Genomic DNA, 13,278 nt, shown 5'->3' with positions numbered 1-13,278 from the left:
AGCGTTGGGTTACGTTGCGGGCCAACACGGGTTGCCGCGCCGACCCGAGCGCCTTAAGCCCAGTTGTAATACCATTATAGTACCTGAAGGGACGGCCATGATCCGACAGTTTGGCAGGCAGCAGATCTCGGCGATGATGTTGACGACCGCCGCGATGCTGGCATTCGCCGGTCCTGCGTCTGCGTCCACCGTTGCGACGACGCTTCCTGCGATCTTCCCGACGCCGGTGTCGATGACGTCGGGGCAGGGGACGATCACGCTTGGTCGCTCGGTCGTGCTCGTCGCCGCGCCGGGCACCGACCCTGCGACGACTGCGCTGGTCCGGACCATCCTGACATCGGCCGGCGTCGAGACGATCGCCACCGCGCGGCGCGTGCCCGCCGCGCCGGACCGCCCGCACATCGTCATCGGCGGCAGCGACAGCGCGCTCGTCCGCGACGCGCTCGCCCTCGGCAAGGCCGTGCCCGACACGCAGGCCGAGGGCTATACGATCGCGAGCGTCGCGATCGGCGACAGCGGCGTCATCACGCTCGCCGGGCATGACGCCGACGGGCTGTTCCACGCCGCACAGACCTTCCGCCAGCTGGTGAAGCGCGCTGCCGTACCCGCGCTCGTCATCCGGGATCACCCCGCGATGCCGATCCGCGGCACGATCGAGGGATTTTACGGCGCGCCCTGGACGATGACCGACCGGACACGGCACCTCGACTTCCTCGGCAGCATGAAGGCCAACACCTATGTCTACAGCCCGAAGGACGATCCGTTCGCGCGCGATCGCTGGCGCGAGGCCTATCCCGCGGCGACTTTGAGCTCGCTCGGGACGCTGGTCGCGACGGCCCGACGCAATCACATCGACTTCGTGTATGCGGTCTCGCCCGGCCCCTCGATCTGCTTTTCCGATCCCGCCGATGCCCAGTCGCTCGAACGCAAGTTCGAGGCGCTGCGCTCGATCGGCGTGCGCAGCTTCTACGTCGCGCTTGACGACATCGAATATGCCAAGTGGAACTGCGACAAGGACAAGGCGGCGTTCGGCGCGTCCGGCCCCGAGGCGGCCGGCGTCGCGCAGGCCAGGCTGCTCAATGCGGTCCAGACCTATCTGCTCGCGGAGGATCCGAACTCGCGCCCGCTGATCATGGTGCCGACCGAATATTACGACGCCAAGGAAACGCCGTACAAGGCAGCGCTCCGCAAGCATCTCGACCCGCGCGTCGTCGTGCAATGGACGGGCACGGACGTCGTCCCGCCCGCGATCTCGATCCCCGATGCAAAGGCCGCGACAAAGGCGTTCGGGCGCAAGACGCTGTTGTGGGACAATTATCCGGTCAACGACTATGCGACGACGACGGGGCGGCTGTTGCTCGCGCCCTATGCCAAGCGTGAGGCGGGGCTGTCGGGCGAACTGACGGGCATCCTGTCCAATCCGATGAACCAGGAGGCGCCGAGCCGTCCCGCGGTCGCAGGCGTGATCGCGTTCGCATGGAACGATACGGGCTATGACGCGGAGCGGACGTGGCACGCGGCAGCCGCGGACCTCGCCGACGGGGATCCGCGCGCGACCGATGCGCTGCTGACCTTCTTCGATACGCAGCACATGGCGCCGACCTTTGGCAGCCAGCCCTGGCAGGAACAGGCCCCGCAGCTGAAGGCGACGCTGGACAGCGTCCGAGAAGCGATTGCGGGCGAGGACGCATCGGCGCGGGCAACCGCGATCGCCGAGCTGGCAGAGCGCGCCGACGCGTTCGCTGGCGCACCCGACGTCATCCGGTCGGGCACGGTCGATCCGGGGTTTGCCGCACAGTCGCGTCCGTGGCTCGATGCGATGCAGCTCTGGGGTCGTGCGCTGCAACTGACGGCGGCGGGGCTCGACGCCGCCAATACGGGCAGTGCCGCAGCGACGCGGTATTTTGCGGAGGCCAGCCGTCTCGCCGCCCAGGCCGCGGCGATCCAGTCGACCCCCGGCGCGACGCGCTTCGGGGGGCCGATCAAGATTGCCGACGGGGTGCTCGACCGGTTCGTTGCAGACGCGCCGACATTGTTCGCCGCCCAGCGCTGAGAACCTGTGGTCGGGCAGGGGGGCGGGGGTCTTCCCCGCCCCCGAAGGCTCAGGCGCCGCCGGCGACCGGGGCGATCGTCTGCTGGTGCTGCACCACGCGCCATTCCTCATGCTCGAGCCGCCGCATCGTCGTCGTGCAATAGGCGGTGTAGCCATCGGCCCCGTCACGGCTCGCCTCGGCCTTGTACGCGATCGCGATCAGCCCTTCCTGCGGGCGCATCACCTGCTGCTCGCTGAACCGGACCTCGCTCCAGCGCGGCGTGTCGGCGACTGCCTCGATCGCCTGCTTGCCCGTCAGCACGAAGGGCTGCTCGGGCAGCACCATGACGCATTCGTCGTCGATCAGCGCGCGGTAGTGCTCGGCGTCGCCCGTCCACAGGCTTTCCTCGAATTCCCAGATACGATTGTCGTCCATCATCATTCTCCCAATGGTCGATAAGCGCAGCGCCGGGCGACGACGAACGTTCCGCCTCCTGCTTGAAAACCGCGATAATTCAGGGGCGCAGGCGACGTCTGGCCGATCCACCGGCCGCCCTGCCGCAACGCCGTCGCGACCCGTATAATCGCGCTTGGCACCCGCTACCGACACCGTCTATACCGCTCGGTACTGAATAGGCCCTCATCGATGCGGGCCCGTCGGAATTGCAGGAGATGGCATGTCGATACTGATCAACGGCTCCCCGGTACCCCTGCCCGATGACCCCCGCGTCTCGTTGCTCGACCTGCTGCGCGAAGGGCTCCAGCTCGCGGGTACGAAGAAGGGCTGCAACCAGGGTGCGTGCGGTGCGTGTACCGTGCTGGTCGATGGCGAGCGGATCCTGTCCTGCCTCGCGCTCGCGGTGCAATATGACGGCCGGCAGGTGACGACGATCGAGGGGCTCGCCGAGGGCGACGCGCTCCACCCGCTGCAACAGGCGTTCGTTACGCACGACGGCTTCCAGTGTGGCTATTGCACGCCGGGGCAGATCTGCTCGGCGATCGGCATGGCAGCAGAGGCACGGCGCGGCGTGCCGAGCCATGTAAGCGCGGACCTCACCGCCGACGTCACGCTGACCCGCGAAGAGCTGCAGGAGCGGATGAGCGGCAATCTGTGTCGCTGTGGCGCGCATAACGGGATCATCGACGCGATCCGCGAAACCGTCGCGGCGGAGATGGCGGCATGACTCCCTTCACCTATGCCCGCGCGCAGGACCGGGACGAGGCGCTGCGTCTGGGACAGGGGCGGACGACCGCCTATCTTGGCGGTGGCACCAATCTGGTCGATCTGATCCGCGAGACCGTCGCGACACCCGACACGCTCGTCGATGTCACCGGTCTGTCGAACGCGATCAAGGAAACCGAAGGCGGCGGGCTCATCATCGGCGCCGCCGCGCGCAACACCGCGCTCGCCGAACACCGGATCGTCCGCGCCCGCTATCCGATGCTCGCCCGCGCGATCCTCGCCGGCGCATCGGCACAGATCCGCAACATGGCGACCGTCGGCGGCAATTTGCTCCAGCGGACGCGTTGCACCTATTTCTACGACACCGCCGGATCGCACTGCAACAAGCGAGTGCCGGGATCGGGATGCGACGCGATCGGTGGTTTCGACCGCGGGCACGCGATCCTCGGCGCGTCCCCCGACTGCGTGGCGACGCACCCGTCGGACATGTGCGTCGCGCTCGCCGCGCTCGATGCGATCGTGCATGTCGAGGGGACGGGCGGCGCCCGGACGATTCCCTTCACCGCGTTTCACCGGCTGCCGGGCGATCGGCCGGAGCAGGACACGCTGCTCGAACCCGGCGAGCTGATCACCGCGATCGAGTTGCCGCCGCTGTCGTTCGGACAGACGTCGACCTATCGCAAGGTCCGCGACCGCGCGAGCTACGCCTTCGCCCTCGTCTCGGTTGCCGCCGCGCTCGAGGTCGAGGACGGCCGTGTCACCGACGTCCGGATCGCGCTTGGCGGCGTCGCGCACAAGCCGTGGCGGGCGACGAAGGCGGAAGCGGCCCTGCGCGGCGGCCCCGCCACCGCTGCCGCGTTCCGCGCCGCGGCGGTTGCCGAACTCGGCGATGCAAAAGCCTTGCGCGACAACGGCTTCAAGATCGAACTTGTCAATCGGACACTGGTCGCAGTTCTCAGCGACCTTGCGCCGGTCGTCGACCATGGCGACCGTAACGGAGCAGCAGCATGAGCATCGTCGATACGATCAAGAACGCGGGCCAGGCCGCGGTTCAGGGCGCGATGGCCAAGCTGGTGCCGCTCGCTCCCGACAGCTGGATTCCCGGCGGCGTCCCGGATCCGCTGATCCGGCAGCAGCACGGCGTGATCGGCACGTCGGTGTCGCGGCTCGACGGGACGTTCAAGGTCCAGGGCACCGCACGGTTTGCGGCGGAATTCGCGATCCCCGGCATGACCTACGCCGCGCTCGCCTATTCGACGATCGCACGCGGCCGGATCACGGCGATCGCGACGCAGGCGGCAGCGGCGGCGCCGGGCGTGGTGCTGGTGATGACGCACCTCAATGCGCCGAGGATGAATGCGCCGGCGGTATTCGGCTCGTCACCGACCGCCGTCGGACCGTCGGACCTGCCGATCATGCAGGACGACCGCGTCCACTGGAACGGGCAGCCGATCGCGCTGGTGCTCGCCGAGACGCAGGAGCAGGCCGACCACGCGGCCTCCCTGCTCGTCACAACCTATGCCGAAGAGCCCTCGATCACGTCGTTCGCCGCGGCTAAGGCGGAGGGCCCGAAGCCCGGCCTGTTCATGGGCCAACCGCTCGTCAACGAGATCGGCGACGCGGATGCGATGCTCGAGGCGGCACCGCACCGCGTCGACCATGTCTATCGGACGCCCTGGCACAATCACAATGCGATCGAGCCGCACGCCGCCACGATCGTGTGGGAGGATGATCGGCTGATCCTTCACGACGCCAGCCAGATGGTCGCCGCGCAGGCGCAGACGATCGCCGACGTGTTCGACCTCAAGACCGATCAGGTCCGGCTGACCTCGCCCTATGTTGGCGGCGGGTTCGGCGGCAAGGGGCTGTGGGATCACCAGATCCTCGGCGCCGCGGCGGCACGGCTGGCGGGGCGGGCGGTGCGCATCACGCTGTCGCGCGAGGGCGTGTACCGGATCGTCGGCGGCCGGTCGCTCACCGAGCAGCGCGTGGCGATCGGCGCGGACGCGGACGGGCGGTTCAAGGCGCTGCTCCATACCGGCGTCGCGGCGATGACGCCGCACAACAACATGCCCGAACCCTTCATCCTCGGCACGCGTGCGGGCTATGCCGCGGACAGCATCAGGCTGTCGGTCGAGACGGTGAAGATGAACATGCTCGCCAACACCTTCATGCGCGCACCCGGGGAATCGGTTGGCACCTTCGCACTCGAATCGGCGATCGACGAGCTCGCGGTCGCGCTCGACATGGATCCGATCGCGCTGCGGCTGCGCAACGAGCCCGACAAGGATCCGACATCGGGGCTGCCCTTCTCGTCGCGCCACATCACCGAGGCGTGGCGTACGGGCGCGGAACGCTTCGGCTGGGCTGGGCGCAGCAGCGTGCCGGGCACGCGGCGCGAGGGCGAATGGCTGGTCGGCATGGGCTGCGCGACCGGAACCTATCCCTATTACCGGATGCCGGGCGCGGTCGCGCGGATCACGCTGGGCGCCGACGGCCATGCACTCGTCGAGGTTTCGGCGCACGAGATGGGGATGGGCACGTCGACGACGACCGCGATGGTCGCCGCCGACCGGCTCGGCCTCCCGCTCGATCATGTCTCGGTCGCCTATGGCGACACGTTGATCCCGGGCGCGATCATGGCGGGCGGGTCGCAGCAGACCGCGGCGATCGGTGCGGCGGTGATCGCCGCGCACAACGCGCTGGTCGCCGATCTCCTCAAGCTCGCGGGCAACGACTCGCCGCTGGCGGGGCTATCGGCGAAAGACGTCGGCAGCGAGGACGGCGGTCTCGCCAGCCTCGAGGATCCGACGCGGCGCGAAAGCTATGTCTCGATCCTTGCGCGTGCGCAGCGCGACGCGGTGATGGTGACCGAGGCGGGCTCGCCCCCGCTCGAACTGATGCACTGGTCGATGCATTCGCACAGCGCGATTTTCTGCGAGGTCCGCGTCAACGCGGTCAGCGGCGAGACGCGCGTCGCCCGCGTCCTCGGGTCGTTCGACTGCGGTCGCATCCTCAATCCCAAGACCGCGCGCAGCCAGTTCCGCGGCGGCATCATCATGGGGCTCGGCATGGCGTTGATGGAGGAGACGCAGTTCGACGAGCGCAAGGGCCGGATCATGAACCCCAGCCTCGCCGAATATCACGTCCCCGTGCATCTCGACGTCCCCGAGATCGACGTGATCTGGACCGATATCCCCGATCCGCACACGCCGATGGGCGCGCACGGGATCGGCGAGATCGGCATCACCGGCGTCGCCGCCGCGGTCGCCAACGCGGTCTACAATGCGACCGGCAAGCGCGTCCGCGATCTGCCGCTGACGCTCGACAAGCTGCTCGACTGAGCGCTCCGTTCGCCGGTTGCGATCGTCCGATCGCAACCGGCGAACGGGGTCAGCCGACCGCGCGGCGCGGCGGCAGCGTGACGCGCGCCGTGGCGATCGCGCCCAGCACCATCAGCGCGCCCGCCAGATACAGGATATTGCGCGGCTCGCCGTTCAGCAGCGAGTGGTAGAAGAGCGGCACGGTCAGGCTCTCGATGATCATCGGGATGACGATGAACATGTTGAAGATCCCCATATAGACGCCGTTGCGCTCGGGCGGGATCATGTCGATCAGCATGATGTACGGGTTGCCCATCATGCTCGCCCAGCCGATGCCGATGCCGAGCATCGCGACGAACAGCCCCGCCTCGTCTCGGATGCCGGGGACCGCGAGCATCGCCGCACCCGATGCGAGCAGGCACGCGGCATGCGCACGCTTTGCCCCCCAGCGCCGCGCGAGCGGGACGAGCGCGATCGCCGCTACGAACGCCACCGCATTGTAGAACGCGCCGAGCTGTCCGACCGTCAGCACGGTGTCGCGGAACGCCACGCTCTTCGCGTCCGACGTCCCGTGCAACGAGCGCGCGACCGCGAAGGTGATGAACTGCCAATAGGCGAACATCGCATACCATTGGCACAGCATCGCCAGCGCCAGTTGCCGCATCGGCCGCGGCATCTCGACCAGCGCCGCACGCAGATCGCGCAGCGTACCGCCGAGTGTCAGCGGTTCGGCCGCGAGCCGCGTCTTCTCCTCCGGCGGCAGGGGCAGCTCGGGGACTCGCACCACCGACCAGACGATCGTCGTCAGCGACAGGACCGCGCCGATCAGGAACGCGATCCGCGTGATGTCGGGGATGCCGTTGCCATCGATCGCGTCCTTGTTGAACCCTATCCAGACGAGCAGCGACGGCGCGAGATAGGACAAGGTCTGCGCAAGGCCCGTGAACGCCGACTGCGTCAGGAACCCCGCCGCGCGCTGGTCGTCGGGCAGCCGGTCGCCGACATAGGCGCGGTACGGCTCCATCGTCACGTTGTTGGCGGCATCGAGCACCCACAACAGGCTAGCTGCGACCCACAAGGTCGGGCTGTACGGCATCGCCAGCAGGCACAGGCTGCACAGCACCGCGCCGACGAGGAAATAGGGGGTGCGCCGGCCGATCCGCGTTGAGGTCCGGTCGCTCATCGCGCCGATGAGGGGCTGAACCAGCAGCCCGGTCATCGGTCCCGCCAGCCACAGCAGCGGCAGGCTGGCTTCGTCGGCCCCCAGATAGCCGTAGATCGGCGCCATGTTGGCCTGTTGCAGCCCGAACGAGAATTGCAGCCCGAGGAAGCCGAGGTTCATCTCGATCAGCCGCGCCAGCGACAGCCGTGGCTTGGTCGGCAATCGTGATGCGGTCATCGCCGTGCCCTTTGTGCGAGTGCCAGCGCGCCGAGAAGGCCGGCACGGTCGTCGAGCCCCGGCGACGTGATCAGCGTGGCATAATCCGGCGTTCCGAAATAGCCGTTGGCCAGCCGGGCGGCCTCGATACGGACGCGGTCGATCAGGCCCCGCGTGCCGAGCACACCGCCGCCCAGCACGATCCGGCGCGGCGAGAGCACTGCCTGCTGCGCGACGACGAGCTGCGCGAGATAATGCGCGACGATGTCATGCGCGGGATGGTCCGCGTCGAGCTCCGAGAGCGACGCCCCCCAGCGCGCCGCGATCGCCGGTCCGCTGGCAAGGCCTTCGAGACAGTCGCCGTGGAAGGGGCAGATGCCCGCGAAGTCGCGGTCGTCGGGATGACGGCGCGGCAGGATATGTCCCATTTCGGGGTGACGGCTGCCGTGCACAGGGCGTTCCTCGACCAGCGCGCCGCCGCCAATCCCCGTGCCGACCGTCACGTACACCGCGATGTCCGCGCCAACGGCTGCACCCCACAGGCTTTCCGCAAGGATCGCGCCGTTGACGTCGGTATCGAACCCGACCGGGCAGGCGAGCGCACGCGCAAACGGTCCGACCAGGTCCGTGCCGCTCCAGCCGGGCTTGGGCGTGTCGACGATCCGGCCCCAGCCGGGCGAGGTGCGGTCGAGATCGACCGGACCGAACGAGGCGATGCCGAGCGCGTCGAAATCGCCCCATTCGCCCTGCGCCGCGGTGAAGAAGTCGAGCGCGGCGGCGATCGTTTCCTGTGGACTGGTGGTGGCGATGCGCGCCGTGCGCAGGATCGTGTCGGGGTCGCGCGCGATGCCGAGCACGAACTTGGTACCCCCGCCTCGATGCAGCCGAACAGCGGCCTCGTGGCAGTCACGCCGCGGGGCCCGCCCACAGCACACTCCACGGACCGATCATCGCATCGTCGCCGATCGGGCTGTCCGCCACCCGGTCGTGCCAGTCGGCGAGATCGCCGACGCGTACGGCGTGGGGGGAGAAGTTCAGGAAGACGCGATCGCTGCCGCACGCGATGCCGAGCAGCGCCGGTGTCTGCGTGCTGATTGTCGCGGGTGCGCCCGCGCCGCCGCTGGCGATGCGCGCCGCACGCAACGCCCTGATATCCCCGGCGATCCGTCGTGCCGCCTTGCCGTCGAGCGCCGCCCAGTCCATCGCCGGACGGTGCAGCCAGCGCCCTTCGTGCGCCCGCTCGGGATCGTCGCGATAGTCGGTGTCGTTGAGCAGCCCGGCCTCGTCGCCCATATAGACCGTCGCCAGCCCGCCACTCGCGATCGACAACGCGTTGAGCAGCGTGATCCGGCGAAACGCCATCTCGCGTTCGGGTTCGGTCTGTGCGGCTTCCAGACCCGCGAGCGAGGCCATCGTGCCGTTCGAGCCGTGCAGGACCGAGCCGTCCGACTGGAACGGTTCGCCGCGCGCCCAGCTGCCGTCCGCGCCATCGATGAACCGTGCGGCAGCCTTCAGCCGCGCGACCGGATCGGCGTCGATCCCGGCCAGGTCGCCGATCACCGCGCCCCAGCCGATATCGTCGTGACAGCGCGCATAGCTCAGCCAGTTCGCGCCGCGCGGCAGCCCGCCGCTCGCCGCGACGATCGCTGCGGGGAGTGCCGCTGATTGCTCGGCGAGCGCGACCCAGCCTGCCACCATCAGCGAGTTGTTGTAGACCAGGTGGCATTCGGGCTCGAACCCGCCATTCCAGTCATCGCCCTCGTCCGCACCGAAATAGGGCGGGACCAGCGCGGTCGGCACGATCGCCTCCGCTTTCAGCAACGTCGCGGGCGCGACGATGGCGAGCGCGGCGCGCAGCGCGCGGACGATATAGTGCGCCTCGGGCCGGTTGCGGCAATCGGTGCCCATCTGCTTCCACAGGAACGCGATCGAATCGAGCCGGAATGCCTCGAAGCCGTGATTGGCAAGCCGCAGCATCGTGTCGACGATCGCCAGCATGACCTCGGGGTTCGCCCAGTTCAGGTCCCACTGGAACGGATAGAAGGTCGTCCACACCGATCCACCCATCTCGGGCACGGCGGTGAAATTGCCCGGCGCGGTGGTCGGGAACACCTGCAGAAGATCGGCTTCATAGGCTTCGGCCTCGGCGGGATCGACGACGTGATAGAAGGCACGGTAGTGCGGATCGCCCGCCCGCGCCGCCTGCGCCCACGCATGGTCGTCGGCGGTGTGGTTGAGCGCGAGGTCGACGCACAGGCTGATCCGCCCTTCGCGCAGCCGGGCGGTGAGCCGCTCGACATCGGCCATCGTCCCCAGCCGCGGCTCGACCGCCAGATAGTCCGCCACCGCGAACCCGCCGTCGCTGTCACCCGCGCGCGCCTTGAGCAATGCGAGCAGGTGCAGATAGCGGACGCCAAGCGATTCGAGATGGTCGACCTTGTCGATCAGCCCGTCGACCGTTCCGGCGAACCGGTCGACATAGGTCGAATAGCCCAGCATGTCGGGAGCGACGAACCAGTCGGGATCGGCGAGCCGTGCCTCGTCAAGCGCGACCATCGCGGCGGGTCGCTCGGCTGCCCGCTCGCGCAGGATCGCTTCGAGCCGGGGCCAGAGCGCCAGCCCGGTGCTGCCATAAAGGCGTTCGAGCTGGCGTCGGAGGCGGGGCCGAGTGCCAGCAGGCGGCACTCGGTGCGGGAGGAGGTGCACGCCGGGCCGCCTGGTCAGAAGCCGAAGCGGACGGCGGCGGAGATCGTGCGACCCGTGATCGACCGCGCGCGGACGATGCCGTTGGTCGGGGTCGCACCCTCCTCGGACTCGGTGATCCCGGTCACGTCGAACAGGTTGTTGCCGTTCAGCGATACCGTGACATTGTCCGCCGGGCGGATCGAGACGAACGCGTTGACCTGCGTATAGCCCGGCATCTTTAGGACATTGTTGTCCTGCGCATAGCTGTCGGTGGTGCCGATCACGTTCGCGCCGATCGTCACGCGGTCGAAATCGACCTGTGGCGTCGCCTGATAGATGAACTTCGCCTGGCGCCGCGGGCGATTGCCCTCGACCCCGGGGTTGAGCACGTCGCGCGTGATCTCGGCATCGGTATAGGTGCCGCCCGCCGAGAGCGAGAATGGCCCGCGTGCGATCCGGCCCTCGAGCTCGACGCCCTTGGCATCATATTCGCGGTTGAAGAAACGCTGCGTCGTCGCCTCGAAATTCTGTTCCTCGGTGCGTGCCCAGAAGCCGGTGGCGTAGAGGGAGACGCCGCCCTGGCGGAACTTGAACCCGCCCTCGAGCTGGCGGACGAAATCGACCGCTGCGCCCTGGTCGGTCAGCCCGCCCGTCGCGGTGTTGATGGAGGGACCGAACAACAGGCGATCGGCATTGGCGCGACCGCCGCGGCTGTAGCGACCGAACAGCGCGGTGCTGTCGGTGAGGCGGAAGTTCACGCCGCCCGAATAGGACAGGTAATCGTAGTTGTAATCGAGCGGCGACCGGGCATTGGGAATCACCGCGACCTGGCGCTCGGGCGTCGAGATCACGCCGTTGCCATTGATGTCGAACGTCGTGATGCCGGTGCCGAACGCGGCGCCGAGGTCGGACCCGGCGACGCTGCCGCGCGCGCGGCCGAAGTCGTAGCGCAGCGAACCGTCGATGTTGAACCGTCCGAACTCGAGCCCGAGCTGCGCGAACGGTGCGTAGGTCGTATAGTCGAGATCATAGGAGCGGCGGCAGCAATTGCCGAAGAAGCTCGCCGAATAGCCGGGGACGCCGTTCTGCGTGACGGGCACGCCCGCCGCGGTGCGGACGTCGACGAGTTCCGAGCGGCCCTTGTCCGCGACGGTCTGGACAGACGAGGTCCAGAGCCAGTCGCTCTTGATGTCCTGACGCGAGGCATAGAAGCCGCCGGTGACCGCGAGCGACCCGCCGGCGAACGGCAGCGAGCCGTTGAGGCGGATGTCGTTGGTGATGTTGTTGAGGCTCTTCAGGTCGACGTCGAACAGCACGATGTTGGCGAGCAGGCCGTTGCCGTTGAGCGAGGCGGGGTTGGCGATCCGCTGACCCGCCTGCGCACCGCTGGCGTAGAAGAGCTGTGCGCCCGCGCCGCCGATGCCGTTCGCGACCGACTGCGCCGAATCGACGCTGGCGGGGAAGGGCGAGGTGAAGCCGCCCGAGATGTCGGCGTAGCGGAACCGCTCGACAATGTTCCAGTCGTCCGCGAGCGGGATCTGCGTCTCGAGGCCCGCCGAATAGACGACCGGGTGCTGGCCGTCGCGGATCGAGCGCGTGGTCAGCCGGTTGTTGCCGTCGAGCGTCTGCGCGGTACGGATGTTGGCGCTGTGCAGCGTGCCGTTGTTGATCGAGAAATTGGCGATGCTGCTGTAATCGGGGTCGCTGTTGCTGCCCGTGACGCGGACCGGGTTGGGCAGATAGCCGATCGCGCGATCGTCGAGATACTTGCCGTACAGCCGGACATAGCCGCCATTACCGAACGACTTGGTGATGTTCGCCTTGATCTGGCCGCCCTTGACGCCGTCGAAGCCGACCTCGCGCTGGCCATCGCCGATCCGGTAGAAGCCGCCGAGATGATAGGTGACGCTGTCCGAGAGCTTGCCGCCCTGGTCGAAGTCGACGCGGAATTCGCGGTAGTCGAGCCCGCTCGACAGCTGGAACGCGCCGCCTTCCTGCTCGCCGGTCTTCGAGATGAAGTTGATCACGCCGCCCGGCGAGTTGGACGCGAAGGTCGACGCGGAGCCGCCGCGGACCGACTCGACCGTGCGGACGTTGAAGTCGGCGCGCAGGAAGATGTCGGCATTGCCGAACGTGATGTCGCCGAACTCGAGGATCGGCAGACCGTCTTCCTGCAGCTGGAGGAACTTCGAGCCGCCCGATGCGACCGGCAGGCCGCGGACCGAGATGTTCGCGTTGCCGTCGCCGCCCGATGCCTCGACGCGGATGCCCGGCAGGTTGCGCAGCAGCTCGCCCGACGTGCGCGGCGCGAGCTGGATCAGCGCGTCGGACCCGATCGAGCTGGTCGTGATCGAGGTGTTGAGGCGGTTGGTGCCGCGCGCGACCGCGGTGACGACGATGTCCTCCTGGCCGTCGATCGTCGGGGAGGGGGCGGCGGTGTCGGCCTGCGTCGTGGTCGCCTGTGACTCAGCGGCCGCGGGTGCCATCGTCTGGGCAGCGGCCATCGTCGTGAACGACGTAGCGGCGATACCGGCCAGCAGAATGTGACGTGATTTCATTGCGATCCTCCCCGTGCGTGGCTTTCTCTGAAGCCCGGAGCCGCCAAATAGCGCCGTCACAATCGATTGCAACCGCTTTCGCAATCGATTGTGAAAAACTACCGCCCGTGTGGCTCCGT

The 13,278-nt window shown here is 68.2% G+C and carries 9 protein-coding genes; 4 read left to right on the top strand and 5 right to left on the bottom strand.

Going from position 1 to position 13,278, the window contains the following annotated elements; all coding sequences use genetic code 11:
* Positions 1 to 97 precede the first annotated feature (97 nt).
* Positions 98 to 2,053 (top strand): beta-N-acetylglucosaminidase domain-containing protein, encoded by a 1,956-nt coding sequence (locus QP165_RS02800; protein WP_333993657.1) that lies wholly within the window; start codon positions 98 to 100, stop codon positions 2,051 to 2,053.
* Positions 2,054 to 2,102: 49 nt separating this feature from the next.
* On the opposite strand, the gene QP165_RS02795 is transcribed toward QP165_RS02800, so the two are convergent.
* Complete coding sequence (locus QP165_RS02795; protein WP_056024340.1) at positions 2,103 to 2,468, bottom strand: DUF4440 domain-containing protein; 366 nt, start codon at positions 2,466 to 2,468, stop codon at positions 2,103 to 2,105.
* A 241-nt stretch (positions 2,469 to 2,709) separates the two neighbouring features.
* Here QP165_RS02795 and QP165_RS02790 point away from each other — a divergent pair, with 241 nt between their 5' ends.
* From QP165_RS02790 to QP165_RS02780, 3 genes are read left to right on the top strand one after another with little or no spacing between them, the layout of a single operon-like run.
* The gene (locus QP165_RS02790; RefSeq protein ID WP_056023528.1) at positions 2,710 to 3,216 is read left to right on the top strand and encodes a 2Fe-2S iron-sulfur cluster-binding protein; all 507 of its coding nucleotides are present in this window, start codon (positions 2,710 to 2,712) and stop codon (positions 3,214 to 3,216) included.
* Entirely contained in the window at positions 3,213 to 4,226 is a 1,014-nt protein-coding gene (locus tag QP165_RS02785; protein ID WP_333993654.1) for an FAD binding domain-containing protein, read from the top strand. The genes QP165_RS02790 and QP165_RS02785 overlap by 4 nt, the downstream gene beginning before the upstream one ends.
* A complete protein-coding gene (locus tag QP165_RS02780; RefSeq protein ID WP_333993653.1) occupies positions 4,223 to 6,559 on the top strand; it encodes a xanthine dehydrogenase family protein molybdopterin-binding subunit in 2,337 nt (778 codons plus the stop codon). Before QP165_RS02785 ends, QP165_RS02780 begins: the two co-directional genes overlap by 4 nt.
* A 49-nt stretch (positions 6,560 to 6,608) precedes the next feature.
* Here the strand turns inward: QP165_RS02780 and QP165_RS02775 are convergent, their stop codons facing one another.
* The 4 genes from QP165_RS02775 to QP165_RS02760 are packed head-to-tail and all read right to left on the bottom strand — an operon-like array spanning position 6,609 to position 13,159.
* On the bottom strand, positions 6,609 to 7,937 hold the full coding sequence (locus QP165_RS02775) for an MFS transporter (protein ID WP_333993651.1): 1,329 nt from the start codon (positions 7,935 to 7,937) through the stop codon (positions 6,609 to 6,611).
* Complete coding sequence (locus tag QP165_RS02770; protein ID WP_333993650.1) at positions 7,934 to 8,773, bottom strand: ROK family protein; 840 nt, start codon at positions 8,771 to 8,773, stop codon at positions 7,934 to 7,936. The genes QP165_RS02775 and QP165_RS02770 overlap by 4 nt, the downstream gene beginning before the upstream one ends.
* A gap of 49 nt (positions 8,774 to 8,822) precedes the next feature.
* Positions 8,823 to 10,622: an alpha-amylase family glycosyl hydrolase gene (locus tag QP165_RS02765; RefSeq protein ID WP_333993649.1), complete on the bottom strand. Its 1,800-nt coding sequence runs from the start codon at positions 10,620 to 10,622 to the stop codon at positions 8,823 to 8,825.
* A gap of 14 nt (positions 10,623 to 10,636) precedes the next feature.
* Complete coding sequence (locus QP165_RS02760) at positions 10,637 to 13,159, bottom strand: TonB-dependent receptor domain-containing protein (protein WP_333993648.1); 2,523 nt, start codon at positions 13,157 to 13,159, stop codon at positions 10,637 to 10,639.
* Positions 13,160 to 13,278 lie beyond the last annotated feature (119 nt).

Source organism: Sphingomonas sp. 22R3R2A-7, from assembly GCF_036856055.1.
GTDB lineage: Bacteria > Pseudomonadota > Alphaproteobacteria > Sphingomonadales > Sphingomonadaceae > Sphingomonas.
This window is presented reverse-complemented; position numbering and strand designations above follow the sequence as displayed.

Bases quoted from the DNA above. Each gene is read 5' to 3' on its own strand.
- QP165_RS02760 (WP_333993648.1), bottom strand. From the start codon at position 13,159: ATGAAATCACGTCACATTCTGCTGGCCGGTATCGCCGCTACGTCGTTC.
- QP165_RS02795 (WP_056024340.1), bottom strand. From the start codon at position 2,468: ATGGACGACAATCGTATCTGGGAATTCGAGGAAAGCCTGTGGACGGGC.
- QP165_RS02785 (WP_333993654.1), top strand. From the start codon at position 3,213: ATGACTCCCTTCACCTATGCCCGCGCGCAGGACCGGGACGAGGCGCTG.
- QP165_RS02775 (WP_333993651.1), bottom strand. From the start codon at position 7,937: ATGACCGCATCACGATTGCCGACCAAGCCACGGCTGTCGCTGGCGCGG.
- QP165_RS02780 (WP_333993653.1), top strand. From the start codon at position 4,223: ATGAGCATCGTCGATACGATCAAGAACGCGGGCCAGGCCGCGGTTCAG.
- QP165_RS02800 (WP_333993657.1), top strand. From the start codon at position 98: ATGATCCGACAGTTTGGCAGGCAGCAGATCTCGGCGATGATGTTGACG.
- QP165_RS02790 (WP_056023528.1), top strand. From the start codon at position 2,710: ATGTCGATACTGATCAACGGCTCCCCGGTACCCCTGCCCGATGACCCC.